Origin of the sequence: Delftia sp. 60, assembly GCF_002754395.1 — a bacterium.
Taxonomy (GTDB): domain Bacteria; phylum Pseudomonadota; class Gammaproteobacteria; order Burkholderiales; family Burkholderiaceae_C; genus Comamonas; species Comamonas acidovorans.
In genome coordinates this window covers 613,663-640,377 of sequence record NZ_PEFD01000001.1, presented here as the reverse complement: position 1 = coordinate 640,377, position 26,715 = coordinate 613,663, and the positions used below count along the sequence as shown (strand labels likewise).

The window sequence follows — 26,715 nt, the reverse complement described above, 5'->3', positions numbered from 1 at the left end:
GGCTAGTCCCGTGGCGCCAGCGGGCTGCGGTCTTCGTCGCGCGCCAGCAGGTAGGTGGGACGGCGCTTGACCTCGTCGTAGATCCGGCCGATGTACTCGCCCAGGATGCCGATGGACATCAGCTGCACGCCCGAGAACAGCATGATGCTGGCCGCCAGCGTGGGCCAGCCGTCCAGCGGGTTGCCGAAGATCAGCGTCTCCATGGTGATCCACAGCCCGTAGAGCAGGGCCGCCAGCGAGATGATCCCGCCCACCACGCTCCATACGCGCAGCGGCAAGGTGGTGAACGAGGTCAGACCCAGCAGGGCCAGCGAGCCCAGGCGCCGGAAATTGAAGCTGGACGCCCCGGCCGTGCGGTCGGCCGGCACGAACGGCAGGGCCGCGGCCTTGAAGCCCACCCAGGCGTACAGGCCCTTCATGAAGCGGTGGCTCTCCGGCAGGGCCTTGAGCGCGTCGGCCACGCAGCGGTCCAGCCAGCGGAAGTCGCCGGCATTGGGCGGGATCTTCACCAGGTTGCCGGCATTCATGAGCCGGTAGAACAGATTGGTGCCCACGCGCTTGGCGCCGCTTTCGGCGCCCCGGTCCGCGATCACGCCATAGACCATGTCGTAGCCGGACTGCCACAGCTCGCACATCTGGGGCAGCATCTCCAGCGGATGCTGGAAGTCGGCGTCGATCAGCACCACGGCGTTGCCGCGCGCATGGTCTATGCCGGCCGACAGCGCCGCCTCCTTGCCGAAGTTGCGCGACAGCGCCAGATAGCGCACGGGCAGTTCCTGGGCCATGCGCAGCGCGATCTCGTGCGTGGCGTCACGGCTGCCGTCGTTGACGACGATCAGCTCGTAGTCGGGCGTCAGCGTGCGCACCGTCGCGTCCAGGGCGCGCAGGAACGCCTCCAGGTTGCCCTCTTCATTGTGGGCTGGCACCACGCAGCTCAGCCGCAGCGGGGGGCGCGGCAGCATCCCCTTGGGAGCGGCCGGAGCAATGTCAGCATGCAATTCGGTCATAGGCCAGCATTGTCAGCGGGCTGGCTGCCCGCGCGCGGCAACACGTCAAAAACCGCATAGGCATAGGGACTGGGCCGAGGAAAACGCCAGCCCGAGCGTTGCACCGTGAGCACACGCGCCTCCTGTGGCAGGCCCAGCTTCGCCAGCCAGGCCTGCGCCTGCTGCTCGCAGTCGCGCGATTTCGCGGTCGGGCCGGGCTCGCTGGCCACCGGGCCGCGCGGGCACAGCAGCAGCCCGGGCTGCTGGCGCCAGTCCGGCAGCGCCAGCACGCGCGCATATTCGCTGTCGGGCAGGCCGGGAATGGTGCGCAGATGCGGCTGGGCATAGAAAGACAGCATGGCGTTTTCCGCCCAGTCGCCGCCCACCCACTGCAGCGGCTGCTGCGGGTGGCGCTGGTTCCAGGACAGCACGATGGCCTGCGCCGCATCGGCCGCGGGGCGGTAGTAGTCGGAGCCGCTCTTGCGCGCATTGCCCCAGCCCGCGGCCAGCCCGATCACCAGCACCACGGCCATGCTCGGCCACCAGGCGCGGCGCAGCGCGGCCAGGGCGGCCTGCGTCACGGCGGGCGCCTCGGCGTCCAGGTTGCGCAGCCACAGCAGCACGAAGGCATAGCCGATGGGAATGGCCCAGGGCGTGGACAGCTCCACCACGCCGGTGGCGCCAAAGCCCAGCGTCGCAAGCCAAGGCATGAGGGCCAGCCAGAACAGCGTGTCGCCGCGCCCCTGCCAGCACCAGCTGCGGCGCAGGAAACGCGCACTCCAGCGCAGCCAGCCGCCGCCTTGCTGGCGGGCCTGCATGAAGCCATACACCAGGCACACGGCCAGCCAGGCCGGCAGCCAGTAGAAGATGGGCGCCAGCGCAAAGCGCAGCACATAGCCCCACACCACCTGCCCGCCGCCCTGGTCCATGGCATAGCCCAGCGTCACCCACTGGTGGTGGGCAATCCAGGCCACATGCGGCGCCAGCGCCAGGCCAAAGGCTGCCAGCGCCACGTAGGGCCGGGGTGTGAGCAGCCACTGGCGCCCTTCACGCACCAGGAAGATGGGCAGCAGGAAACCGGCCAGGAACACGCCGCTGTAGTACTTGCTGAGCATGCAGGCGGCCGAGACCACGCCCAGCGCCACGCTGAAGGCCACGCCGCGCGCGCCCTTTTCCTGCCAGCTGGCCAGCAGCAGGGCCGCCGCCCAGGGCCACAGGGACAGCAGCTGGCTGTTGGCGTTGAACTTGCCGGCCAGCGTCGTATACGGAAAGCACCACAGCAACAGGGCCGCGCCCAGCGGCGCCAGGCGCGCCAGCCCCAGGCGCCTGCCCAGCACGTAGACGCCCCAGATGCCCACGCCCACATTGGCATAGGACAGCAGGCGATAAAAGCCGTCGTTCTGCGGGAACACCATGAACCACAGGCCGACCACCCAGGCGAAGAACGGCGGATGCTTGTGCGTGCCCAGCTGCAGCGGCTGGGCCCAGGCATAGTTCTCCAGCATGTCGTGGTAGCCGTCCAGATTGCCATTGGCCAGCCAGGACACCAGGGCCCAGAGCAGGCAGGCCAGCGTCACCATCCAGAGCAGGGCCGCGCCCGTGGGAACGCCTGCCGGGGCAGAGGGGGAGGATTTCATGCGATCCCGTCGAGGTGGTGAAAAAACATGGGCGGGATTGTAGTGAGCACCAGCATGCCCGTGCGCCCCGGGCCTGCCGCTCAGGTGTGCCCGGGGCCCGCTCAGGTCATCAGCGCCACGGCGCCCGAGAAGCTCAGGAAGGCCAGCACCGTGGACACCAGGATGATGCGGGCCACGCGCCCGCCGTGCGCCCCGAAGCGCTCGGTCAGCAGCGATACATTGCTGGCGCTGGGCAGCGCGGCCAGCAGCACCAGCGCCACAAAGGCCTCTTCACCGAGCGGCAGGCCCAGCGCCATGGCCGCACGGGCCATGGCCCAGACCAGCAGCGGGTGGACCAGCAGCTTGGCCAGTGCAATGGGCACGTAGTCGCGCGCAGCCACGCGCTCGTGGCTGTTCATCTGCGAGCGCGCCAGCACGGCGCCAATGGTGAACAGCGCCACGGGCGATGCCGCGCCCGCCAGCATGGCCACGGTGCGGTCGATGGGACCGGGCAGCGTCCAGCCTGCCGCCGAGGCCACGCCACCCAGCACGATGGCCCAGGGCATGGGATTGGCGGCCATGCCGGCAAACGCCCTGCGCAGCGCCACGGACACACCATGCCCGCCCGGCAGCCCCAGGCGCGACAGCGCAATGCACAGCGAAGTGGTCACCACCATGTCGATGGCCATGGTGACGATGACCGGGCCTGCGGCACGCTCGCCCAGCAGCGCCACCAGCATGGGCACGCCCATGAAGCCGGTATTGGGAAAGGCCGCCACCAGCGCGCCAAAGGCTGCATCGTTCCAGCCCACGCGCCGCACGGTCAGCGCCACGGTGGCGCCCACCATCAGCAGCGCGCACAGCAGGTAGACCACGGAGACGCCCACATCCAGCAGCTGGGCAATCGGCGTCTGCGCGCCAAAGCGGAACAGCATGCAGGGCAGCGCGAAATACAGCACGAAGGCGTTGAGCCCCGGTATCGCCGCCTGCGGCAGCACGCCACGCCAGGTGGCCGCAAAGCCGCAGGCCACAAGCGCGAAGAAGGGGAAGGTGATCAGCAGGACGGACAGCACGCGGCGATTCTGGCAGCAAGCCGGTGCCGCTGCCGCGCGCCCGTGTCACCGCGCGGACGCCGGGCGAAAAAAACCTGCCGGAATACGCATCCGGCAGGTCGGGCGTGAGCGCAACAAGCGCGTGCGCTTACAGCGCCAGGTCCTTCTCGACGTCCTGCACCTTGCGGCGGGCCAGTGCCAGATTGGAGCGGCTCTTGTCCAGCACCAGGTAGAAGAACACACCTTCATGGGCGGCCACGGGCCGGATGATGTGGTACTGGTGCGTCAGGGTGATCAGGATGTCGTCGATGGCGTCATCGAGCTTGAGCATGCGCATGGTCTTGAGCTTGGCGCGCACCACCTCCGTGTTGCCGGCAGCGGCCAGCTCCATGTCGAGGCCGGAGCCCACGCTGCCCATGAGCATGCCGCTGGTGCTGTCCACCAGGGCCGCGCACAGGGCGCCATCGATGCCCAGCAGGCCGTTCAGAGAATCATGTATCGAAGCCATATGCCACCTTTTCAAATAGCAAGGGCAGGCTGTGCGATGGACCACCGCGCCCGCTCCTCGGGGGAAGAAAACCAAACTTCTGCAGCGGATGCCGCGGATCAGGAACGGGACAGTTCGGAGGCCACTTCGCCCGCCGCCCACAGCGCGCGGCCCAGCAGGGCGCTTTGATCGACCACCATGCACAGGATGGCCGGCTGGTTGCCGGCCACGGCCTGGAAGAGGACGGTGCCCAGCTCGGTCTCGAAGGTCAGCCGCCGGCAGGACTTGTGGCCTATCTCGGTGGCCACGGCCCTGGCCATGGCCATGAGCGAGCCCGCCATGGCCGACAGGCGCTCCGTCGGCAGTTCGCTCCTGACCCGCAGGGAGGTGATCTCGAAGCCGTCAGGCGTGCACAGCAAGGCGATGTGCACGCCCTCCAGGGGCGCCACCACGCGGTGGAGCACATCGCTGCCAGCTTCGATCAGAGAGGGAGGAATCCGGGGAAGCGTTGGTGTCTTCATACCTGACTTTGCAAGGAAAGCAAGGAAACGAGCACCCCCAGCGCATCCAGCAACTGCTGCCGGTCACGGGGGTCCGCCTGGATGACAGGCACTATACCGTGACCTCTGTCCGCCAAGGCGCTGCTGAATGCTTCCTGCTGTTGCTCGCTGGCATCACGGCAACTGACCACCACCACCAGGGGCCCGGATTCCAGAGAGGCGATCTCGGCCAGGCACTGCGCCGCGTAGTCCGGTGCGCTGGCGTCGCAGACATCCACCATCAGCAGCACGCCCACCGAGGCATTGAGCACCCAGCGGCGCACGAAGTCGAAGCGTTCCTGCCCCGGGCTGCCCACCAGCTGCAGCCGCTCTCCACCGCCCAGGTCGATCTCGCCGAACTCGGCACCCACCGTGGTGAATTCCTTGGAATGGGAGGCCCGGTCCAGATTGGGCACATCCGCCGCCGCCATCAACGCGCCGCACAGGCTGCGCAGGGCCGTGGTCTTGCCTATGCCCATGGGGCCCACCAGGCTCACCCGTACCAACCCGGCAGCAGGCTGCGCGTTCATCCACAGGCTCATGCCACTCCTCCGCGCCGGATCCAGCCGGCTAGCTTCTGCACCCACTGGCGCGGCAGGCCGGCCACCGCGTCGGGCGCCTGTGCGCGGCTGCGGCGCAGCGGCGGGAGATCGTTTTCGCGCGCGGGCCGCAGGCTGCACTCCAGCAGGCCGCGCAGCCGGGGATGGCGCAGCAGTTCGGCCACGGCGCGGGCCTGCATGCCGCTGTGCTCGCACAACAGGGCCACCTCCATGGGGCCACGGCACAGCATGGCCAGGGCACGCAGGCATTCGGAGTTGTTCCACGGCGCGGGCAGCGCCACCCATGCCTTGAGCTGGAAGCGGTAGCGGCAGTCCACGCCCTGCTGCTGCAGATCGTCCAGCGCCCGCGCCAGCGTATGCGACGTCGCCACCTGCTGGCGCACCGTCCAGTCCATGAGGAAGACGGCCGCCCGGTCCAGCATGTCGATCAGGTCGGACAGCGTGAAATTCATGTCCAGATAGGTTGCCAGCCGCTGCTGCGTGCGCTCCAGGTGCTGTCCCTGGGGCACTCCACCCACGTAGACCACGCAGGGCATCCACCCTGCAGCCTCGGGCGCGGGCATGTTGCCATCGACGACCAGCACCTGGGCGCTGACCAGGGGCACCTGCCGCCAGCCGCGCAGCGACTTGCGGGACGCCACGGCGAACAATGCCTCGAAACGCTGCTTGAGCAGAGGAGACCACAGCTCGGCAGCCAGGCCGATCTCGTCTGTAGTGCGAGCCATCTTTGACACCTCACCGGATAGGAACTGAAATGGACAAACCAGATTCGCCCGTGACAGAACATCGGCGAAGACTGATATTTTGGATAGTTTTTACACATTACTCACTTGATTTAATGTGAACTTTTCTATTTAGACCAACGCCGCCACAGTGCGGACCAGAGTGGCCGCGAGATTTGTCGCCGAATTCCAAGGGTGCTTACACATGGCCTGATGGCCACGATCCCCGAAGCGGTATGCTCCCGCTTCCCTCACTTTCACGCCTTTCCCCGCGCAACGCACCCATGTCCGCAGGACTCAATCTGGCCCAGCTCCAGGCCGTCCACTACACCGAAGGCCCCTGCCTGGTCCTGGCCGGCGCGGGCTCGGGCAAGACACGCGTGATCACGCACAAGATCGGGCGCCTGATCGAGATGGGCATGGCGCCGCGCCGCATCGCGGCCATCACCTTCACCAACAAGGCCGCAGCCGAAATGCGCGAGCGCGCGGCCGGCCTCATCGGCCGCCAGGCCAAGGACGTGCTGGTGTGTACCTTCCACGCCCTGGGCGTGCGCATGGTGCGCGAGGACGGACACGTGCTGGGCCTCAAGCCCCAGTTCAGCATCCTGGATGCCGACGACGTGACGGGCATCCTCAAGGACTGCTCGGGCGGCACCACCGACCTGGCCACGGCGCGCCAGTGGCAGTGGACCATCAGCAACTGGAAGAACGCCGGCTGGGACAGCCGCAAGGCCCTGGCCATGGCCCAGGACGACAACGAGCGCAGCACGGCGCTGATCATGCAGCGCTACGAAGAGCGCCTGACCGCCTACCAGAGCGTGGATTTCGACGACCTGATCGGCATGCCCATGCGCCTGCTCAAGAACCACATCGAGGTGCGCGAGAAATGGCAGCGCCTGCTGGGCCATGTGCTGGTGGACGAATACCAGGACACCAACGCCACGCAGTACGAGCTGCTCAAGATGCTGGTGGGCAGCCGCGCCCACTTCACCGCCGTGGGCGACGACGACCAGAGCATCTACGGCTGGCGCGGCGCCACGCTGGACAACCTCAAGAAGCTGCCGGTGGAGTTCCCGCAGCTCAAGGTGATCAAGCTGGAGCAGAACTACCGCTCCACCTCGGCCATCCTGCGCGCGGCCAACAACGTCATCCAGCCCAACCCCAAGCTCTATCCGAAGACGCTGTTCTCGGAGCTGGGCGAGGGCGAGCCCGTGCGCATCGTGGACTGCGACACCGAGGAGCACGAGGCCGAGCGCGCCGTCGCCCGCATCCAGAGCCTGCGCGCGGCCAGCAACCCGCCGCCGGACTGGAAGGATTTCGCCATCCTCTACCGCGCCAACCACCAGGCCAAGCCCTTCGAGAAGGCCTTGCGCAAGGCCAGCATTCCCTACAAGGTCTCGGGCGGCACCAGCTTCTTCGACCGCGCCGAGATCAAGGACCTGTGCGCCTGGTTCCGGCTGTGGATCAACAACGACGACGACCCCGCCTTCCTGCGCGCCATCGGCACGCCCAGGCGCGGCATAGGCCACACCACGCTGGGCAAGCTGGGGGAGTTTTCCTCGCAGCACAAGCTCAGCATGTTCGGCGCCCTGTTCGCGCACATGCTGGAAGCGGCCCTGCCCAAGAAGGCGCATGACAGCCTGCTGGAGTTCGGCCGCTACATCAACGACCTCGAATACCGCGCCCGCCACACGCTGGGCGCCGAGCAGTCGCGCGGCTTCATGCTCGACTGGCTCAAGGAGATCGGCTACGAGCAGTACCTCTACGACAGCGAGGACAGCGAATCGGTGGCCGCCGCCCGCTGGAGCAACGTGCTGGAGTTCTGCGACTGGATGGCCCAGCGCGCCGGCGGCCAGATCGAGGACGCGGCGGGCACGACCACGCACACCGAGGTCAAGAGCCTGCTGGAAGTGGCGCGCAACATCGCCCTGCTGTCCACCATCAGCGAGCGCGAGAAGGAGCAGGACATGGTCATCCTGTCCACCCTGCACGCCTCCAAGGGCCTGGAATGGCCGCATGTGATGCTGGTGGGCGTGACCGAGGGCATGCTGCCCTTCAAGCTCGACGACGACAACGGCCGCCAGCAGAAGGTCAGCGACGAAACCGCCCAGCGCCTGCAGGAAGAGCGCCGCCTCATGTACGTGGGCATCACGCGCGCCCGGCGCTCGCTGGCCGTGAGCTGGACCAAGCGCCGCAAGAAGGGACGCGAGATGGTCTCCACCCTGCCCAGCCGCTTCATCAAGGAAATGGGCCTGGACGCCGCCACCTCGCGCGAGGACCCGCGCGAGAAGCTGCGCCAGCTGCGCGCAGAGTTCGCCCTCAAGGCGCAGCAGTCCACGCCCACCGACTCCTGATTCCAGAAAGACACCGCATGCGTTTTTACCGCCCCGTTCTCAGCCTGGCGCTGGTGGCCGTGACCACCGCCTGCTCCAGCACGGACCTGCAGACCACCACCCGGCCCACCCTCCAGGCCGCGCCCAAGGCCGCCCGCGCTGCCACCGCCCTGCCACACGCCCCATGCCCCGGCGACGAGGAGATGAAGGACAGCCAGCTGCAGGGCGAATGGACGGGAACCGTCGAAGGCCAGTCCCAGCCCGTGCGCCTGCAGCTGGGGCCGCACCCCCAGTGGAAGGGCAACGTCAAGGGCACGATTGCGCGCGGCGCAGACACCCGCCCCATGGTCGGCGACGTGGCCGATGACCACATCACGCTGGAAGAAAGCGCCGACGGCAAGCGCATCACCGCCACCTGGCTGGGCGATGTCGTCGAAGGCAGCTGCGCCCGCGAGATCCGCGGCAACTTCATCGAAGGCGACGATGCGGCGCCCCGGCCCTTCGTGCTGCGCAAGCTCGCGCCGTGACCGGCCCCCGAGCCTGCACACGAGCCCCCTGCTCCCTCTTCACTCAATTACCCCTTACTCTTCGCTCCTTCCATCACCGGACCCAAGCCATGACGACTCCTACACACCTGGATCGCCGCAAGCGCCCAAGCCGCACGCCGACACCCCTGCAGTGGGCCCTGGCCATGGGACTGGGCGCCACGCCCTGGCTCGGCGCCCAGGCGCAGACCGCGCCCCGCCCCCTGTCCGAGGACGCCTGGCGCCAGTGCGCCGCCACCACGGACAACCAGTCTCGCCTGGCCTGCTTCGACACCTGGGCCCAGCAGCAGCAACCGCTGACCGCGCCGCCGGCCACCGGCTGGAGTGCTCCGGCCGCCAGCGCCGCAGCCGATCCTGGTGCCCTGCCCACGCCCGCCCCCGTGGTGACGGCCGACAGCGGCCAGGGCCTGGCGCTGCCCACCACCCCCACCAACGGCGGCTGCCGCGACCCGCGCTACAGCGAGCTGTCGCGCTACTTCGAGCTGGAACCGGGCAGCGACTGCGGCACCTTCAGCTTCCGCGGCTACCGGCCCATGTCCGTGTCCGTGGTGACGGCCGACCATGTCAACCGGCAGCCCACCACGCCCGGCAAGGACCCTGCGCAGTCGCAGCCCTACAAGACCGAGGAAATGCGCGTGCAGCTGTCCGTGCGCACCAAGGTCGCCCAGGGCCTGCTGACCAGCAGCACCTCGGCGGGCAAGGACTCGCTGTGGGTCGGCTACACCCAGCAGTCGTACTGGCAGCTGTTCAGCCCCGCCATCTCGCGGCCCTTCCGCAACACGGACCACGAGCCCGAGATCTTCTACGTCTACCCCACCGATGCCCGGCTGCCCTTCGGCTGGCGCTGGCGCTACAGCGGCGTGGGCCTGGTGCACCAGTCCAACGGCCAGAGCGATCCGCTGTCGCGCAGCTGGAACCGCTGGTATCTGATGACCGGCTTCGAGCTGGACAACCGCTGGCAGCTGCACGCCAAGGCCTGGCAGCGCATCCGCGAAAGCGCCGAGCACGACGACAACCCGCGCATCCAGGACTACATCGGCCGGGGCGAGGTGAAACTGGGCTGGAACGTCAATGCGCAGAACTATCTGGGCTTCACTGCGCGCGGCTCGCTGGGCCAGGGCCGCGGCTCGGGCCGCGTCGAATGGCTGCGCACCCTAGGCGAAGGATGGAACGGTGGCAAGAGCAATTTGCGCCTGCATGTCCAGCTTTTCAGCGGATACGGTGACAGCCTGATCGATTACAACTACAAGCGCACCGTGCTCAGCGTGGGTTTCAGTCTTCTGGACTTCTAGAAGACCGGCCCTTGCCGGGCACGCTTTGCCGCTTGCCCTTCGCGGGGAAGCCCCGTCCCGCTGGCTGCATTGCCAGCGGCCGGGGCCATGCGTCAGAATGCGCCGATGCCCCGGGCCTTTTCAGGCAGGCCCGGAACCCGCCCCAGAACGAACCGCGGAGGTCCGCCATGGATTTGCAATACCAGCTCAAGGCCGGCAGTTACTGCCTGTACGACATGCGCGAGACGCCCAGTGCCATCACGGGCGAGCGCCGCTGCCGGCTCAGGACCGAGCTGGTGGCCATTGCCTTCGACCTGGTCACGGGCCAGGTCCATGAGCATGGCTCGCCCACGCGCATCCATGCCTGGGCGCTGTGCACGCGCAGGCGGCTGCGCGCGGCCGGCGACTGGGACCAGGCCGACAGCATCGTCGTGGTCTCCGGGCCCCTGCCGGTGGATGAGATCAACAAATGCCTGGGCATACGCGGCTACTGCCGCCGCATGTTCCAGCGCCTGGCCAGCCTGCCGCACGGCAAGCTGCAACCCCACGCGCATGCGCACGCTCATGGTGCCTACGGAGCTTACGGCGCCCATGCAGGCCGGCACCAGTCCCATCAGGGCCAGCAACGGCGGGCCGCCTGAAAGCCCGCGCGCGCCCGGCACCACCTCACTCGGGACCCAGGTCCTCTTCCCCTTCTTCATCGTGCGGCTCGGCATGCTTGACGATGGTCACAGGCAGCCGGCTGTTGCGTGCCACCTCGCGCGAGACCGAGCCGATCAGCACGCGCCGCAGGCCGCCCTGGCCCAGGGCGCCGATGATGATCTGCTCGCAGCCCGTGCTCTCGGCAATGTCGGCCAGCGCGGCGGCGGGCTCGCCCAGGCCGATCTCCACCTCGTAGGAAATGCCGGCCGCCCGCACCAGGGCCACGGCCGGCGCCACCAGGTGCATGCCGGCGTCCACGCTGGCGGCGGCGATCATGTCCGAGTCCTGCGTGGCCAGCTCGAACAGCGAGGCCTCCTGCTGCACATGGGCCAGCACGAAATGCGCCTGCAGGCCCTGGCGCACCAGGGAGATGGCGTGGTGCACGGCATCCAGCGAGGGCTCGGACCCATCGACGGCAATCATGATCTTCAGCATGCGGACCTCCTTTTTTGTAGCTGGCGAATCGCAACCACCCCAGTGTAGACGCGGGCCGGCTAAGCCAGACGGGCTCCGGGGGCAGTCCCGGCGCGTCCGACACGCACATGCGGCCATCTGGGACAATGGAGGGCTATGCTGCAATTCGACCTGCTCAAGACCGATCCCTCCAGCCACGCGCGCCGCGGCCAGCTCACGCTCAACCACGGCGTGGTGCAGACACCCATCTTCATGCCCGTGGGCACCTATGGCACCGTCAAGGGCGTGATGCCGCGCAGCCTGCAGGAGATGGGCGCGCAGATCATCCTGGGCAACACCTTCCACCTGTGGATGCGTCCGGGGCTGGACATCATGCAGAGCTTCGGCGGCCTGCACGGCTTCGAGAAGTGGGACAAGCCCATCCTCACCGACTCGGGCGGATTCCAGGTCTGGAGCCTGGGCGCCATGCGCAAGATCACCGAGGAAGGCGTGCACTTCGCCAGCCCGGTCAACGGCGACAAGCTGTTCATGTCGCCCGAAGTCAGCATGCAGATCCAGACCGTGCTGAACTCGGACATCGTCATGCAGCTGGACGAATGCACGCCCTACGAGACCAACGGCCACAAGACCACCGAGGCCGAGGCGCGCAAGAGCATGGAGATGAGCCGCCGCTGGGCCAAGCGCTCCAGCGACGAGTTCCAGCGCCTGGGCAACCCCAATGCGCTGTTCGGCATCGTGCAGGGCGGCATGTACGAGAACCTGCGCGAGGAATCGCTGCAGGCCCTGGTCGAGATGGACTTCCCCGGCTACGCCGTGGGCGGCGTCTCGGTGGGCGAGCCCAAGGACGAGATGCTGGCCATCATGGCCCACACGCCCCACCGCCTGCCTGCCCACAAGCCGCGCTACCTGATGGGCGTGGGCACGCCCGAGGACCTGGTGCAGGGCGTGGCCGACGGCGTGGACATGTTCGACTGCGTCATGCCCACGCGCAATGCGCGCAATGGCACCATCTTCACGCGCTATGGCGACCTGAAGATCCGCAACGCACGCCACAAGACCGACCACCAGCCGCTGGACCCCAGCTGCACCTGCCATGCCTGCGCCGGCACCAGCGGCGTGAGCTGGGAGCAAGGCGGACGCGACGGCTTCTCGCGCGCCTACCTGCACCACCTGGACCGCTGCGGCGAGATGCTGGGCCCCATGCTCACCACCATCCACAACCTGCACTACTACCTGAACCTGATGCAGGAAGTGCGCAATGCGCTGGAGGCGGGCAACTTCACTGAAATGCGCGCACGCTTCAAGGCCGAGCGCGCCCGGGGCGTCTGACGCCCCCCAGCCGATTGCTCGAGTCGCTCAGGTCACTCAGGTCGCCAGGTCCTTGAGCGACCAGGACACGCCGGTCTCGAAGCCGGCGCGCATCCCGTCGGCCACGCGCTCCAGCTCGTCCAGAAACAGCCGCATGGCGGCTGCCTTGGTGTAGCCGATGCGCTGGTACAGGCAGCCGGGCAACTGCGCACCTGCGTCATGCAGGGGCCGCCAGAGCAGGCGGCCGGCCGCCACATCCTCGGCCACGTTGTCGGGCACCAGGAATCCCAGGGCCGTGCTGCCGGCCACCAGGCGCCGCACCATGGGCACGGAACTGGTCTCCACCAGCGGCCGCTGCTGGTGCAGGGCCGCGCTGTCCATCTGCTCCAGCATGCTGCGCAACTCCATGCCCGGCGCCATCAGGATCAGCGGATAGTCCACGCAATCGCGCAGGCGCAGCAGGCGCGGCTCGGTGGCCAGCGGATGGCCGGGGGCCATCACCGCGCCCAGCGGCTGGGGCCAGGCGCGCACCTCCTGCACGCCGGGCGGCGGCGGGCGGCGCAGGCAATAGGCCACATCGATCTCGCCCTGCGCCACGCCGCGCAGCAGCTCCTCGCCCGTGCCCGAACGCACGCTGAAGGTGATGCCCGGATAGCGCCCGTGCAGGCTGGCGATCACCAGGGGCAGCAGGTACTCGGCCGTGGCATGGGACACGCCCACGCGCACATGGCCCCGGCGCAGGGCGCGCAGGTCCTCCACCTGGGCCAGCGCGTTGTCGAAGTCACGCTGGCTGCGCCGCACGGCCGCCAGCATCAGCTCCCCGGCCGTTGTCAGCTGCATTCCGCGCGGCAGGCGGTCGAACAGCGGCACGCCGACCTGGGCCTCCAGATTGAGGATTTGCTGGTTCACGGCGGCCGCCGTCAGGTGCAGCGTGACGGCGGCCTTGCGCACCGAGCCACGGCGCGCCACCTCGTCAAAACAGCGAAAGGCCTGGGAGATTGCGGGCATGGCGCGGAGTGTAAATTTTTATCTGACACCTCATCCAAAACAAACAGCTATTCCTGACGCTTGCGACTGCCTAGAGTGGCGCTCATTCCCGGCCTTCTTTGAAAGCAGCCCATGGCAAGCACCGTAGACCAAGTCACCCAGCGCCGCCGCGGCGTCGGACTCATCGCCCACGACCCCGCCCTCTCGGCCGGCGGCTACACCCTGATCGCGCCGCAGACGGCCGACGGCCATGTCTACCTGGTGGACATCGAAGGCCGCGTGGCCCATGAATGGAAGCTGCCCGTGCGCGCGGGCCGGCACGCCGTGATCCTGCCCAACGGCAACCTGGGCTACAACGGCAACCACCCCCGCTCGCCTGACCGCTATGCGCCATGGTCCATGTGGCATGGCGGCGATTTCTACGAGGTCACGCCGCAGGGCGAGATCGTCTGGCGCCACGAGGACCCGGACCACCACCATGACGCGCAGTGGCTGCCCAACGGCCATCTGCTCTATGCCGCCTGCGCGCCCGTGCCTGCGGGCTTTGCCGAACGCGTGCCCGGCGGCACCGCGCACGGGCCCGGCGAGGTGATGTACGGCGACGTGATCCGCGAAGTGGACCGCAGTGGCCGCCTGGTCTGGGAATGGAAGGCCTGGGAGCATCTCGCGCCCGAGGACTTCCCCATCCACCCGGGCTTTGGCCGCTACCACTGGCCGCTGGTCAACGGCCTGGGCGTGAGGGCCGACGGCAGCGTGCTCATGAGCCTGCGCACCACCTCCGGCATCATCGCCGTGGACAAGGCCAGCGGCGCGGTGACGCTGCACATTCCGCCCTCCGTGGTCTCGCACCAGCATGCGCCCGTGGCGCTGGACAACGGCCACATCCTGGCCTTCGACAACGGCAACTTCCGCGAAGGCGCCCACGTGGCCTTCTCGCGCGTGGTGGAGATCGATCCTGCCGACCACCGCGTGGTCTGGAGCTACCAGGACGAGATGGTCAACGCCTTCTACACCGCCTTCATGGGCAATGCCCAGCGCCTGTGGAACGGCAACACCCACATCACCGAATCGGCCACGGGCCGGCTCTTCGAGGTCACGCCTGTGGGGGAGGTGGTCTGGGAATACATCCTTCCCTGGTTCGCCGAGTACCCCGATGCCGCAGCGCGCCGCACCGGCCCCGGACGGCTCAACAGCGTGTTCCAGACCTGGCGCTACCACGCGGACCAGCTCCCCTGGCTGAGCGCCGCCGGGAGGCTGTCATGAGCCTCAACCGCAGGCAAATGGCGACCTGGATGCTGGGCGCGCCCTGGCTGTCACAGGCAGCCCGTGCGTCCACGGCTGGGGCCGACGCCTGGCCCAGCCAGCCGCTGACCGTGGTCGTGCCCTTTTCGCCAGGCGGCAGCGTGGACGTGGCCGCGCGCCTGGTCATGCCGCGCCTGGCGGAGCGGCTGCGCCAGCCCGTGGTCATAGAAAACACCGTGGGCGCCTCGGGCACCATCGCCACCCAGCGGGTGATCAAGGCCAGGCCGGACGGTCATACCGCGCTGTTCGGCGTGGCCAGCTGCGTGCTCATTGCGCCGCTGGTGTCGCCAGAGCGCTTCCGGTATGACGGCCTCAGGGAACTGCTGCCCGTGGCGCCCGTGGCCTCTTCGGCCTTCGTGCTGGCAGGCCGCCCCGACCTGCCGGCCACCACGGCGGCCGAGCTCGTGCAGCTATCGCGCCAGCAGCCGGGCCGGCTGACCGTGGGCACCGATGGCGTGGGCACCAGCCTGCACCTGACCGCAGAAATGCTCCAGCAACAGGCCGGCCTGTCATGGACGCATGTGCCCTACAAATCCGGCCCGCAGGCGCTGACCGAGCTGGCGGGCGGGCAGATCGACCTGGCCGTGCTGCCCGTGGCCCTGGTCCAGTCCTTCGTGCGCGAAGGCAAGCTGCGCGGCCTGGGCGTGACCTCGCGCCTGCGCGCCGCCACCTTGCCGCAGACACCCAGCCTGCAGGAAACGCCGGTCTGGCAGTCCTTTGATGTCGAGGCCTGGCAGGGCCTGCTGCTGCCGGCCCGCACCGATGCCCGCATTGCCGAGCGCCTGGCCCGCGAGACCGCAGCCGTGCTGGCCGAGCCGGATCTGGTGCGCAAGCTCGCCGAGGCCGGCTTCAAGCCCATGGCCATGGAGCAAGCCCAGTTCATTGCCCACCTGGAGCGGGAGAGAAAGCTGCTGGAGGCCACGGTGCACGCCGCCCGCCTGCAAGGCACAGGCTGACCCGGCCAGGCCAGGCCAGGCGCTGCTTGCGGTGCTACTGCAGGGCGCCGGGCGAGACAAACAAGAGGTCGGCCATCTGCACCAGGGTCCGGCCCCGGGTCAACGGGTAGGAGGGCGAAGGAGACAACGCGCGCGGCTGCAGCCGGAAAAAGGCCTTGCCGCCACAGCGCTGGCCCAGCATCTCGAACTCGGCGCCTTCCAGGCGGCAGTCCACCTGCAGGCCCGGTGCGGGCTCATGGGCGATGCCAGACAGCTGCGACAGGCGCTGCAGCGCATCGGGCTCGGGCAGCACGGTGGTTTCGGCACTGCCATCGACATGCTGGACATGCACGGGCCGGCCAGCCAGGACCTTGAGCGGATACACCAGTTCCAGGCCTGCCCGCCCGGCGCGCAGGCCCCGCTGCAGGCCGCCGTCGACATCCCCCTGGGCACGCGCCCAGCACGTGAAGCTCAGTCCGCGCGCCGAACCCACGATGCGCACGCGCCAAGCCAGGCTCAGCTCCTCGCAGTCCACCACCGTTTCGTAGAAGGCCTCGAAGCGGCCGGCCCGCTCGCGCAGGCTCAGTTCGCCCGCGCCATGCACACAGCGGTCACCTTGTCCGTCGCGCGCCACAAAGGCCATGGAGCGCAGGATGTCGACACCGCCATAGCGGACATTGCGCAGGCCGCCGTCGGCCAGTTCGGCGCGGAGCGGGCCGGCCTGCAACTGGCGTGGGCCGGACTGCAGATGCCTATCCCAGCCTTGCGCAGACACCACGATGCCAGCGCCCTCGGGCCCGTTGCCGGCGATTTCAGCGAACCATTGGTTCATATTTGCACCCTTGTCCATTCCGAGCATGGATGCCGATGCTATGGACGATTGGTGCGCATGAATAACGATGTTTTCTGTCACCCGTCGTGAGCTGCACTCACAAGCGGTCAGGCATTCCGGCATCAGTCCGGGGGGCCGGGGCGCCGCTCAAGGCCTGCGGGGCCTGCTGCGGCTCCAGCACCGTGCAGTTGCGGCCCTGGGCCTTGCCACGGTAAAGCGCCGCATCGGCACGCGCAATGGTCGCCTCCACCGACTCGCCCGCGCGGTACTGCGCGGCGCCCAGCGTGCAGGTGACGCGGGCGCCCTCGCCCAGGGTCTGCGTCCACGGGGCTTCGGCAATGCGCAGGCGCAGGCGCTCCAGCAGTTCGCTGGCCTGGGCCAGGTCGGTGTCGGGCAGCACCAGCAGGAATTCCTCACCGCCATAGCGGCCCACGCCATCGGCACTGCGCAGCTGCGACTTCAGCAGCGTTCCGAAGGCGCGCAGCACGCGGTCGCCGCCCTCATGGCCAAAGCTGTCATTGATGCGCTTGAAGTGGTCTATGTCCAGCAGCGCCACGCACAGCACCGTGCCACGGTCGTGGGCGGCGGTGCGCACCTCGTGCAGCCGCTCGATCACGCCCCGGCGGTTGCTGACGCCGGTCAGGTCATCATGGCGCAGCAGGGCCTCGATCTGCGCCAGCGCCGTGGCCAGCTTGTCATTGGCGATGCCCAGCCGGTACTGCATGCTGCGAAAGAAAGTGGCCTGCACGCTGCAGCGCACCACGGCACCGAGCACCACGCCGAAGGCCAGCAACTGGCCTGCAGCCGTGTCCGTGGTCATGCGCATCAGCGGCCCCCGCCAGAGAATGATGGCCGCCACGGCGATCAGCGTGCCTATCCAGGTCAGCCAAAAGCTCGTGCGGCTGCGCGCCAGGAAACCGTCGGCGCTGAAGGCGATCAGCATCACCATGGACTGGAACGCCAGCGCAGGGGCGGCCATGACCATGCCCAGCACGCCGATGATGGACACCAGCTGGTGCGTGAGGAACATGCCCGGGTCGCGCAGCCTGTGGCACCAGTCGCTGGCATAGGCCCAGGTGATGAAGCCCATGCCCGCCACCACCCACAGGCCATAGCCCAGCACCACGGCCCAGGGCGCATAGCCGGCCCAGGCATGGCCCAGAAACAGCAGCAGCGCATAGATATGGCTGACCAGCACGGAGATGTGCAGTTGCCAGGTGCGGCGCTTCCAGCGCTCCAGGTGCAGCGCTTCGTCCACCAACGGCGACGCCGGCTTCGGCCCCCACAGGAGACGGTCCGGGAAATTCCGAGAAATGGAGGAAAGCACGGGCATGCGAAGAAGCGCGGCGGGCCGGCGGCCCTCATGGGCGCCCATTGTGACCGCATCCGGGAAATCCCGGGGATTGCATCCTTCTCGCCTAGGAGGTACGTGGCGGCCGCACGTCCTCGGCCACCACGATCTGGTTGCGCCCGCAGGCGCGGCCATGCGCGAGGGCCGCTTCGGCACGCTGCACCAGCCGCTCCGAGGTTTCGCCCGCCTGGAACTCCGCCACGGCCAGGGTCAGGGTCAGCGGGTCCTTGTCGGGATCGGGGATGGGCTTTTCGCTCCAGTGCTGCTGGCGCACGCCCTCGCGCACGCGCTGCAGCGCCCAGACGGCCTGGACGGAGGCGGTATCCGGCATCACCAGCATGAAGGTGTCATCGCGGTAGCGGCCTATGCCGTCCACCGTGCGCAGGTGCGTGACCAGCAGGCCGCTGAGCATGAGAAGCACCCGCTCCTGCAGCGATGGTCCCTTGTGGGGCGGGTGCATGCCCGCACGCTCCACCCAGGGGTCCAGCTCCAGCAGCACCACGCAAAACGGTTCGGGCTTGCGCGCATGGCGCTCGCGCAGGCCATCGACGGCATCCATCAATCGCGAGTAATTGGCCACGCCGGTCAGCGTGTCGCGCCCAGTGGGCAATTGCAGCGAGCCCACGCGGGTCTGCAGCTGCTGCACATCGTCGGCCAGTTGGCCGCAGTAGCTGGACAGCTGCGCCAGTTCCTCGGTGTACTGGCGCTGCATGCGGCTCAGTGCCTGCCACAGGGCCAGCGCATGCACGGCCAGCGGCAGCAGCACGCTGGCCAGCCACAGAATGCGCACGGCGACCGAGCCCGGTGCCATCTGCGGCATGGGCCTGGCCACCACCACGGCGCAGAGCATGGCCAGCATGGCGCACAGCAGCACGATCTGGCCTGCGGGCAAGTGCAGCGCCTGCTCGCGCTCGCCATCCCAGGGCAGCCAGGCGATGGCGGCCAGCCACAGCAGGGCAGAGGCCCAGGCCAGCGAGGGCTGCCAGGCCGCCAGCAGCAAGGCCATCGTGGCCTGTATCCAGCCGTGGCCGCGCAGCGTCCGGGTCAGCGGCAGGCCGGCAGCATGGCAGCGCCAGACCCAGGCCATGCCGGCCAGGGCCGACAGCGCGGCGTAGGCCGCCCAGGCTTTCCATGAAGAAGGGCCGGCCAGCACATGGCCGGCCAGCAGGGCAGCCCCCACGGCCCAGGCCGCCAGGGGAAGAAGATGGGCGGACGCGCCGGCCGGTGGGTGGGCGGGCTGCGCTGGCGTGTGTTGTGGGGGATACGGCAGCTGGCGTGACATGGCATCCTCGCTGAAGACATCTGCGCCCCGGCCGAGCGCGCAAGCCATGGTGTACCACAACCCCGCGCAGCTTCAAGGGTCTTGCCGGCCCCGGCCGACACCGCCACAGCCGCCGCCAGGGCCACTTCAGGCGGGGGTCAGGCGGCTCAGCCAGACTCAACCCGGTGCCGGCCCGGCCTCCTGCACGGGAGGCAGGGGAGCCACGGCAGGCGCAGCAGACGTGGAAGGCAGCACGGCTCCCGGCTTCCTGCGGTTGCCATCGGCCTGGGTGCCGCAGCTGTGGCAATAGTGCACAAAGGCGCTCTTGCGGGTATTGCAACTGCCGCAACGGTCGAACAGGCCTATGCCGCAGTGGGGGCAGAAATCGATGGCGCCGTCCTTCAGGTCCACGGGGCGCTCGCAGCCCGGGCATACGCCCTTGGCCAGACGGGCCAGGGCCACGTCGTAGCCCAGTTCCTGGCGCCGCTGCGTCTCGGGCAGTGACTCCTGCTGCTTTTGCCGCTCCAGGTAGCGGTTCAGGCCCAGAATGGCCGCGCGCCCCAGCAGCACCGTCACCACAATGCCGACCACATAGCGCACGTAGCCGCCGTAGTCGGGCAGGTAGGGCACGAGTTCGACGAAGAAGGCGAACAGCGCAAAGAAGATGAAGCCCCAGACAAAGGGCCACCAGGTGCTCTTGCGCTGTTTGGCGAACAGCCAGCCGGCCACCAGCAGCAGGGGCAGGGTCAGCGCTAGGCGGTAGAGGAAGACGCGCAGCTCGATGGCGCGCATCTCCTTGCGCCAGGACTCCATGGCACCGTCGCGCAGACCGTCCCACTGGCGGTTGACCGCGTCCAGGCGCTGGCGTGCCTGCAGGCTGGCGTCCTGCAGCCGCTCCACGGAGGCGCGTGCGGTGTTCTCTTCCTGCTTGATGGCATCCAGCGCCTGGGTGCGCGACAGCAGCTCGCTGTCCTGCTCGGGCCGGGCCGTGGCGCGGCGCGTGGCCACCCAGTTGTCGAAGGTCTCGCGCGCCGAGCGGTAGCGCGCCTGCGTGGCCTGGTACTTGAGGCGAGCGTTCTGCAGCGCCGTCTCCGCCTTGTCGTGATCGGCATCGGCGGCCTTGATCTCGGCCTTGACGGGCTCGGCCGCAGCGGGCGCGATGAAGTCTTCCACCGTGCGCGGCGACTCGACCTGGGGCAGATCCCCCACCACCAGGCCGCCCAGGCCGATGAGGAAGGACGCGAACACCACCGCCACCAGCCAAAGGCCTCGGCGGAACCATTTCTCGGGCAGACGCAGGGCCTTGCTCATGGGGAAACTCCTGTTTCAGTGGCCTGCGGCCGGGGAAGACCGCAGGCAGAGGAAAAGCCGGTCCGGCTCAGGGCAGCACGCGCACCGGACCCGCCAGCTGGCTGCGCTGCAGCCATTGCGTCACCGACTCCACGGTCACGGTCTCTATGCGGCTGGCATAGCGCTTGTCGTTGGGATGGTCGTCGAAGGCGATGTTGGCAGCCGTCACGCGCCCGCCCAGCCGCGACAGCGCGCGAATCACCAGCACGCCAGGCTCGTAGCCCTTGAACTGCAGCCAGGCCTGGGCCTGCTCGCGCCGCTGCACCGTGGCCGGCTCCATGGCGGCGGCCAGGGTTTCGGTGGCCCACTGGTTGGACTGCTGGTAGCGCTGGCCCCAGGCATAGCTGACCATGCTGTAGGGCTCGTGCTGCAGGCGCAGCACGGTCTGGGGCTGGGTCAGAAAGGTCCACAGCGCCTGCTGCACGGCGGGCGTGGGCACCTGAACGCCGGCCTCGTAGCGCCACAGGTCGTCCAGGAAAAACTCGCCCAGGCCCTGGCGGTAGACATGGCCGCCGGCCGTGCCGCATTCGTTGAGCTTGTGCGCCACGCGCCAGGGGCCTTCGGGGGTCCTGTAGGCCCAGCCGTAGTGGGAATAGTGCAGGTCGTACTTGCTCAGGTCCTGGCCTACGCGCGCCAGCAGCACGACGCGGGTGCCGTTCTTCGCATATTCGGCATCCAGCGCCTGGGATGTGCGCTGGGCCAGGTCCAGCCCCTTTTGCAGGGATTGGGGGGTGAGGGGCTTGTCCTCGCAGCTGCGGCCTGCATGGGCCGTGCCCAGCGCGGCGGCCAGCAGCAGCAGCACCAGGCAGGCGGAACGGGCCACAGGGGAAAGGGAGAGAGACGGTTTCATGGCGGGCATCACAGGCGTTCGTTGTGCAGCAGGGCCTTGCCCATCTCGTTGGGAATGAAGGCCAGCACCTTGCCGGCCGCCGAGATGACAACGCCTGCGCCGATCACGCTGCAGGTCAGCACCGTGCCCACGGCATAGGCCGAGGCGGATGCGCCCCGCCCCACGACTTCCACGCTGGCCTGGGCGCCGTCGGAGGCACGCTCGAGCAGATAGACCGTGCCCGTGGCCGAGGCCTGCACCGCCTTCACGGTCAGCACCGCGCCGCCCACCGACAGCGCGGCCGGCAATGCAACCACGGCGCCAGCGGCCGTCGAAGCCACCGAAGCCGTGCCCACCACGGAGGCCACGGGCAGCATGGACAGCGCCACGGAGGCCTCGCTTTGCGCATGGGCAGGCGCCATGGCCAGGGCTGCGCACAGCGCGCCAGCGGCCAGCAGGGCACGCGGCAGGCGCGCGAAAACGGATTGGTTGACCATCATTGCTTGGACTCCTGGAAATGCGGGGAAGGGGTGGACATCACTCGGCGTCGGCCGGTTGCGCGGCCTCGCGGCGGCCATGCATGCGGGCCTGCGCCAGGTCGGCCTCGTGGCGGTCACGCAGCATCTTGGCCAGCGTGAAGGCGGTGGTGATGAGGTAGAGCCAGCTCACACCCAGGAAGGCCTTGTAGGTCACGTTGATGTCCATGCTCACCCGCCCCCAGCCGGTCAGCGCCATGGACACGGCAAAGCCGCCCCAGACCACCAGCTTCCACATGGGCGTGTCGCCTGCGCCGCTGCGGCCGCCCTCGTTGTCCCGCACGAACTTGGCCAGCACGAAGGCGGCCGAGAGGCAGAACACATAGCCCATCACCATGAAGGCCTGCTCCAGCTGCTCGCCGGGCAGCCATGCCAGGCCGATGGCGCACAGCGAGACCGCAATGCCGAACGACACCCACACCTGCAGTTGCCAGGCCCGGGTATCACGCTGAACGACGATGGGAGAAGAGGACATTTGCCGAGGTGCCCCTCAAGGGCATTGGTTGAACACGGGACGCATGGTGCCCAGACGTAACTTGCGTGTCTGCATTCAACCGTAACAGTGGCCAGACACAGGCCATTGAGTATCTCCAAACGGTACTTTTCAAGTTTTTGACTGTTGTTTACGCCCCAAAAAGTTCCTGCACGTGACACCAGCACACAGACCATCGGGCACGGCACCTGGGCGACAGGAACCCTGCGGCGCGCCACAGACAATGCGCCCACCCCGGCTGCAGTGCAGCGGGCAATCGCACGTTCGCCACGCTGATTGATGGAGATCTCCCATGACCAAACCCTTTGACCTCGTCGTCCACGGCGCCACCGGCTTCACGGGCCGGCTGGTGGTGGAGTACCTGCTCAGGCGCTACCCCGCAGGCAGCGGCCTGCGTTGGGCCATGGGCGGGCGCAATGCCGCCAAGCTCGCGGCCGTGCGCGACGAGCTGGGCGCGCCCGCCGATACCCCGCTGGTGGTGACCGACACCGGCAATCCCGCAAGCCTGCAGGCGCTGATGGAGCAGACCCGCCTGGTGCTGACCACGGTGGGCCCCTACCAGCTCTACGGAAACGAACTCGTGGCCGCCTGCGCCAGCGCCGGCGTGGACTATGTGGACCTGTGTGGCGAGCCAGCGTGGATGCGCCAGATGATCGATGCACACGAGGCCGCAGCCCGGGCCAGCGGCGCGCGCATCGTGTTCTCCTGCGGCTTCGATTCCATTCCCTTCGACCTGGGCGTGTTCATGCTGCAGCGAGAGATGCAGGCCCGCTTCGGGCAGCCCGCCCAGCGCGTGCGGGGCCGGGTGCGCAAGATGAAGGGCACGTTCTCGGGCGGCACGGCGGCCAGCCTCAAGGCCACCATGGCGGCGGCCGCCGCCCAGCCGGGCGTGCTGGAGCTGCTGCGCAATCCGTTCTCGCTCACGCCGGGCTTCGAGGGCCCGCGCCAACCGTCCGGCAGCAAGCCCATGGTGGACGAGGTGCTGGGCCTGTGGGTGGCGCCCTTCGTGATGGCGGCCATCAACACGCGCAACGTGCACCGCTCCAACTTTCTGCTGGGCCATGCCTATGGCGCCGACTTTGTCTACGACGAGATGATGGTCACAGGCGCGGGCGAAAAGGGCGAGGCCCTGGCCAACGCCGTGGCGGCCGACAAGTCGCTGGGCGCGGACGACGGCCCCCAGCCTGGCGAGGGGCCATCGCGCGAGGAGCGTGAATCGGGCTTCTACGACGTGCTGTTCATCGGCACCGACGCGGCCGGCCACAGCCTGCGCGTGGGCGTCAAGGGCGACCGCGATCCGGGCTACGGCTCCACGTCCAAGATGATCACCGAGGCAGCCGTCTGCCTGCTGCAGGACGCCCCGGACACGCCTGGCGGCATCTGGACCACGGCGCCTGCCATGGGCAACGCGCTCATCGCCAGGCTCAAGGCCAATGCCGGCCTGAGCTTCACGGTAGAGGAACAGAACCCCTCTTAGGCCGCCAGCAGCCGCAGCACGCGCTCGCGCAGCAGCGCGGGCTGCACCTCGGCCTGGGCCATGGGCTGGCCCACGTTCAGGCCCACGCGGTTGAACAGGCCACGGCGGAAGGGCCTCACCATGGCGCCGCCCTGCTCAATGCGGCTGAAGTACGAACCCCAGAGATTGGTCAGCGCCATGGGGACCACGGGCACCTGCAGGCCATCGGCCTGGGCGCGCTCGATGATCTTCATGATGCCGCCCCGGAACTCCTGCAGCTGCCCGTCGCGCGTGATGCCGCCCTCGGGGAAGATGGCCAGCAGATCACCCTCGCGCAGCACCTGGGCGGCGCGCTCGAACGCAGCCTCGTAGGTGGCGGGATCTTCCTTCTGGGGCGCGACGGGGATGGCCTTGGCCAGGCGGAACAGCCAGCCCAGCACGGGCACGCGGAAGATGCGGTGGTCCATCAGGAAGTAGATGGGCCGGGGGCTGGCGGCCATGAGCAGCACGGCATCGACAAAGCTCACATGGTTGCAGGCCAGGATGGCCGCGCCGGTGGCCGGAATGTGCTCGTCGCCCTGCACCTTGAAGCGGTACACGAAGCGCGAGGCCACCCAGGCCACGAAGCGCAGCAGGTACTCGGGCACCAGCAAGAAGATGTAGGCCGCCACCACGGCATTGGCAATGCCCGTGATCAGGAATACCTGGGGAATGCTGAAGCCCGCCGCCAGCAGCGCGCCGGCCAGCACGCTGGAGGCGATCATGAACAGCGCGTTGAGGATGTTGTTGGCCGCGATGATGCGCGCGCGGTGCGTGGGCTGGCTGCGCATCTGGATCAGCGCGTACATGGGCACGCTGTAGATGCCGGCCGACAGGGCCAGCATGCCCAGGTCGGCCATCACACGCCAGTGCGCGGGCTGGGCAAAGAAGGCACCCACGCCCATCAGCTCGGAAGCCGGCAGCGCGCGCGAGGCAAAGAACAGGTCCACGGCGAACACGCTCATGCCGATGGCGCCCAGCGGCACCAGGCCGATCTCCACATGGCGGCGGCTGAACACCTCGCACAGCAGCGAGCCCGTGCCAATGCCCACCGAGAACACCACCAGCAGCAGCGAGGCCACATGCTCGTCGCCATGCAGCACCTCCTTGGCAAAGCTGGGGAACTGGGCCAGGAACACGGCGCCGAAGAACCACATCCAGCTGATGCCCAGCAGCGAGCGGAACACGGCGGGCTGCTCGTGGGCCAGCTGCAGGTTGCGCCAGGTCTCGGTGAAGGGGTTCCAGTTGATGACCAGGTGCGGGTCGGTGGCCGGCGCATTGGGGATGAACTGCGCAAAGATCCGCCCGATCACCGCCAGTGCCAGGCAGGCCACGGCCACCTGCATATGCCCCACCTCGGGCACGGCCACCAGCAGGCCGCCTGCCACGTTGCCCAGCAGGATGGCCACGAAGGTGCCCATCTCCACCATGCCGTTGCCCCCCGTCAGCTCGCGCTCGCTGAGCACCTGGGGCAGGTAGGCGAATTTCACGGGGCCGAACAGCGTGGAGTGCAGGCCCATCAGGAAGACGCAGCCCAGCAGCAGCGGCACATTGGCCTGGATGAAGCCCCAGGCGGCCAGCGCCATGATGGCGATCTCCAGGTTCTTGACCAGGCGGAACATGCGGGTCTTGTCCCACTTGTCCGTCAGCTGGCCCGAGGTGGCCGAGAACAGCAGGAACGGCAGGATGAACAGCGCCCCGATCACCAGCCCCGCCATGGCCGAAGGCAGCCAGGAGACGCTGAGCTGGTAGGTCACCATCACGGTGAGCGCGAACTTGAACAGGTTGTCGTTGGCCGCCCCGAGAACTGCGTCCAGAAGAACGGCGCAAAGCGCCGCTGGCCCAGCAGGGCGAACTGGTTGGGGTGCTCGTGCGCGGCCGATGGCACGGCGCCGGCCGTTGCGGTGGGGGCAGACGGGCTGCCGGTCTCTTGCTGGAACATCTTGTCTTCCCTCAACGGTTGGTGGCGCCGCCGTGGCCGCACGCATCGGCGCACATTGTGCCCGTACTGGTCATGCGCGCCGTGCCGGCCGCACGCAGCGCGGCGATCACGGGCAGGGCGGCGGCCGCCGCCACCACATGCTTGAGGCTGTGGCCGGACACCAGCCCGGCCGTGGCCTCGAAGACGGCCGCATCGCCCCACTCCAGCAGCTTGGCCGCGCCATACCAGGCAATCACCACGCCCAGGCGCAGCGCCAGCGCGCCATGGCGCGGCGCCACGCAGGCCAGGCCCAGCACCGCCAGCATGCCGCCGCCCTGCACCAGCGCCCAGGGCAGCAGGTTGCCGCCATGCAGCCAGACCAGCACCGAGGCCACGGCGGCGACCAGCATGGCCACCGCGGCACGCACGGCCACGCGGTCGGCAATGCGCGATTGCAGCGCCAGCCCCAGCATGCCGGCAAAGGCCATGGACATGCCCAGCCGGTCGCCGGCCAGGGTGGCATCGTGGGGTGCCCAGTGGTAGACGGACGAACCTATGGCCGAACACGCCAGCCCCGTGAAGAACAGCGCGGCCAACCAGCGCAGGGCCGGCGCCAGCGCCTGGCTACGCCGGTCCAGCAGCAGGCGCGCGCCCGCCACGGCGGCCCAGGCAAAGCCCAGGTTGCTGAGCACATCCAGCGCATGGGGCAGCGCCCCCCAGGCGCGCTGATCGGCAAACGCGTGAAAGTCCTGCGACTGCGGCACGGCGGGGCCAAGCCAGGCGGCCAGCAGCAGCAGGGCAGTGCCCCAGTACAGCGTGCGCAGGGCGGCGGCCGGTGAAATCGATACGGATGGCATGTGTTGCTCCTCGTGAAAAGTGAGGCGGAGT

Annotated in this window: 25 protein-coding genes and 1 pseudogene; 8 read left to right on the top strand and 18 right to left on the bottom strand. The window is 68.6% G+C overall.

Going from position 1 to position 26,715, the window contains the following annotated elements:
- Positions 1-2: 2 nt before the first annotated feature.
- The 7 genes from CLV01_RS02895 to CLV01_RS02865 all read right to left on the bottom strand — a co-directional run bounded on the left by CLV01_RS02895 (position 3) and on the right by CLV01_RS02865 (position 5,965).
- Positions 3-1,007: a glycosyltransferase family 2 protein gene (locus CLV01_RS02895; RefSeq protein WP_012202493.1), complete on the bottom strand. Its 1,005-nt coding sequence runs from the start codon at positions 1,005-1,007 to the stop codon at positions 3-5.
- The gene (locus CLV01_RS02890) at positions 1,004-2,623 is read right to left on the bottom strand and encodes a glycosyltransferase family 39 protein (protein ID WP_099732428.1); all 1,620 of its coding nucleotides are present in this window, start codon (positions 2,621-2,623) and stop codon (positions 1,004-1,006) included. The genes CLV01_RS02895 and CLV01_RS02890 overlap by 4 nt, the downstream gene beginning before the upstream one ends.
- A gap of 101 nt (positions 2,624-2,724) precedes the next feature.
- Complete coding sequence (locus tag CLV01_RS02885) at positions 2,725-3,675, bottom strand: AEC family transporter (protein WP_099732429.1); 951 nt, start codon at positions 3,673-3,675, stop codon at positions 2,725-2,727.
- Between the two features lie 127 nt (positions 3,676-3,802).
- On the bottom strand, positions 3,803-4,162 hold the full coding sequence (locus CLV01_RS02880; RefSeq protein ID WP_012202490.1) for a hypothetical protein: 360 nt from the start codon (positions 4,160-4,162) through the stop codon (positions 3,803-3,805).
- A gap of 98 nt (positions 4,163-4,260) precedes the next feature.
- Complete coding sequence (locus CLV01_RS02875) at positions 4,261-4,662, bottom strand: roadblock/LC7 domain-containing protein (protein ID WP_012202489.1); 402 nt, start codon at positions 4,660-4,662, stop codon at positions 4,261-4,263.
- Positions 4,659-5,222, bottom strand: a complete 564-nt coding sequence (locus tag CLV01_RS02870) for a GTP-binding protein (protein WP_043824315.1) — start codon at positions 5,220-5,222, stop codon at positions 4,659-4,661. Before CLV01_RS02870 ends, CLV01_RS02875 begins: the two co-directional genes overlap by 4 nt.
- Positions 5,219-5,965, bottom strand: coding sequence for a hypothetical protein (locus CLV01_RS02865; protein ID WP_099732430.1), 747 nt, complete (start codon positions 5,963-5,965; stop codon positions 5,219-5,221). Before CLV01_RS02865 ends, CLV01_RS02870 begins: the two co-directional genes overlap by 4 nt.
- Positions 5,966-6,246: 281 nt before the next feature.
- On the opposite strand from CLV01_RS02865, the gene CLV01_RS02860 reads away from it, so the two are divergent.
- From CLV01_RS02860 to CLV01_RS02845, 4 genes are all read left to right on the top strand, one after another.
- Positions 6,247-8,316 (top strand): ATP-dependent helicase, encoded by a 2,070-nt coding sequence (locus CLV01_RS02860; RefSeq protein WP_099732431.1) that lies wholly within the window; start codon positions 6,247-6,249, stop codon positions 8,314-8,316.
- Positions 8,317-8,333: 17 nt separating this feature from the next.
- On the top strand, positions 8,334-8,822 hold the full coding sequence (locus tag CLV01_RS02855; protein WP_013800308.1) for a hypothetical protein: 489 nt from the start codon (positions 8,334-8,336) through the stop codon (positions 8,820-8,822).
- A gap of 89 nt (positions 8,823-8,911) precedes the next feature.
- The gene (locus CLV01_RS02850; RefSeq protein ID WP_012202484.1) at positions 8,912-10,132 is read left to right on the top strand and encodes a phospholipase A; all 1,221 of its coding nucleotides are present in this window, start codon (positions 8,912-8,914) and stop codon (positions 10,130-10,132) included.
- Between the two features lie 167 nt (positions 10,133-10,299).
- Positions 10,300-10,752, top strand: coding sequence for a hypothetical protein (locus CLV01_RS02845; protein WP_012202483.1), 453 nt, complete (start codon positions 10,300-10,302; stop codon positions 10,750-10,752).
- Positions 10,753-10,777: 25 nt separating this feature from the next.
- Here the strand turns inward: CLV01_RS02845 and CLV01_RS02840 are convergent, their stop codons facing one another.
- The gene (locus tag CLV01_RS02840; RefSeq protein ID WP_034397960.1) at positions 10,778-11,248 is read right to left on the bottom strand and encodes a universal stress protein; all 471 of its coding nucleotides are present in this window, start codon (positions 11,246-11,248) and stop codon (positions 10,778-10,780) included.
- A 135-nt stretch (positions 11,249-11,383) separates the two neighbouring features.
- Here CLV01_RS02840 and tgt point away from each other — a divergent pair, with 135 nt between their 5' ends.
- Complete coding sequence (tgt, locus tag CLV01_RS02835) at positions 11,384-12,556, top strand: tRNA guanosine(34) transglycosylase Tgt (protein WP_012202481.1); 1,173 nt, start codon at positions 11,384-11,386, stop codon at positions 12,554-12,556.
- Positions 12,557-12,592: 36 nt separating this feature from the next.
- Here the strand turns inward: tgt and CLV01_RS02830 are convergent, their stop codons facing one another.
- Entirely contained in the window at positions 12,593-13,543 is a 951-nt protein-coding gene (locus CLV01_RS02830) for a LysR family transcriptional regulator (RefSeq protein ID WP_099732432.1), read from the bottom strand.
- A 111-nt stretch (positions 13,544-13,654) separates the two neighbouring features.
- Here CLV01_RS02830 and CLV01_RS02825 point away from each other — a divergent pair, with 111 nt between their 5' ends.
- Together CLV01_RS02825 and CLV01_RS02820 are read left to right on the top strand one after the other, a co-directional pair.
- On the top strand, positions 13,655-14,785 hold the full coding sequence (locus CLV01_RS02825; RefSeq protein WP_099732433.1) for an aryl-sulfate sulfotransferase: 1,131 nt from the start codon (positions 13,655-13,657) through the stop codon (positions 14,783-14,785).
- Positions 14,782-15,780: a Bug family tripartite tricarboxylate transporter substrate binding protein gene (locus CLV01_RS02820; RefSeq protein WP_099732434.1), complete on the top strand. Its 999-nt coding sequence runs from the start codon at positions 14,782-14,784 to the stop codon at positions 15,778-15,780. Before CLV01_RS02825 ends, CLV01_RS02820 begins: the two co-directional genes overlap by 4 nt.
- A 34-nt stretch (positions 15,781-15,814) precedes the next feature.
- Here CLV01_RS02820 and CLV01_RS02815 read toward each other — a convergent pair whose 3' ends face one another.
- The 7 genes from CLV01_RS02815 to CLV01_RS02785 all read right to left on the bottom strand — a co-directional run bounded on the left by CLV01_RS02815 (position 15,815) and on the right by CLV01_RS02785 (position 22,393).
- Positions 15,815-16,591, bottom strand: coding sequence for a hypothetical protein (locus CLV01_RS02815; protein WP_231890588.1), 777 nt, complete (start codon positions 16,589-16,591; stop codon positions 15,815-15,817).
- 97 nt (positions 16,592-16,688) lie between these two features.
- On the bottom strand, positions 16,689-17,849 hold the full coding sequence (locus CLV01_RS02810) for a GGDEF domain-containing protein (RefSeq protein ID WP_257221176.1): 1,161 nt from the start codon (positions 17,847-17,849) through the stop codon (positions 16,689-16,691).
- Between the two features lie 160 nt (positions 17,850-18,009).
- On the bottom strand, positions 18,010-19,224 hold the full coding sequence (locus CLV01_RS02805; RefSeq protein ID WP_099734999.1) for a GGDEF domain-containing protein: 1,215 nt from the start codon (positions 19,222-19,224) through the stop codon (positions 18,010-18,012).
- A 156-nt stretch (positions 19,225-19,380) separates the two neighbouring features.
- Positions 19,381-20,514, bottom strand: a complete 1,134-nt coding sequence (locus CLV01_RS02800; RefSeq protein WP_099732436.1) for a zinc ribbon domain-containing protein — start codon at positions 20,512-20,514, stop codon at positions 19,381-19,383.
- Between the two features lie 67 nt (positions 20,515-20,581).
- The gene (locus tag CLV01_RS02795; RefSeq protein WP_180288351.1) at positions 20,582-21,403 is read right to left on the bottom strand and encodes a DUF2145 domain-containing protein; all 822 of its coding nucleotides are present in this window, start codon (positions 21,401-21,403) and stop codon (positions 20,582-20,584) included.
- Between the two features lie 8 nt (positions 21,404-21,411).
- Positions 21,412-21,882, bottom strand: coding sequence for a hypothetical protein (locus CLV01_RS02790; RefSeq protein WP_013800299.1), 471 nt, complete (start codon positions 21,880-21,882; stop codon positions 21,412-21,414).
- Between the two features lie 37 nt (positions 21,883-21,919).
- Positions 21,920-22,393, bottom strand: a complete 474-nt coding sequence (locus tag CLV01_RS02785) for a YiaA/YiaB family inner membrane protein (protein WP_099732438.1) — start codon at positions 22,391-22,393, stop codon at positions 21,920-21,922.
- Positions 22,394-22,703: 310 nt separating this feature from the next.
- Between CLV01_RS02785 and CLV01_RS02780 the strand changes: the two genes are divergently transcribed.
- Positions 22,704-23,888 (top strand): saccharopine dehydrogenase family protein, encoded by a 1,185-nt coding sequence (locus CLV01_RS02780; RefSeq protein ID WP_099732439.1) that lies wholly within the window; start codon positions 22,704-22,706, stop codon positions 23,886-23,888.
- Here the strand turns inward: CLV01_RS02780 and CLV01_RS02775 are convergent.
- Together CLV01_RS02775 and CLV01_RS02770 are read right to left on the bottom strand one after the other, a co-directional pair.
- Positions 23,885-25,848: pseudogene (locus CLV01_RS02775) on the bottom strand (MFS transporter). The gene CLV01_RS02780 and the pseudogene CLV01_RS02775 overlap by 4 nt on opposite strands.
- Before the next feature lie 11 nt (positions 25,849-25,859).
- Complete coding sequence (locus tag CLV01_RS02770) at positions 25,860-26,684, bottom strand: hypothetical protein (protein ID WP_099732440.1); 825 nt, start codon at positions 26,682-26,684, stop codon at positions 25,860-25,862.
- Between the last annotated feature and the right edge of the window lie 31 nt (positions 26,685-26,715).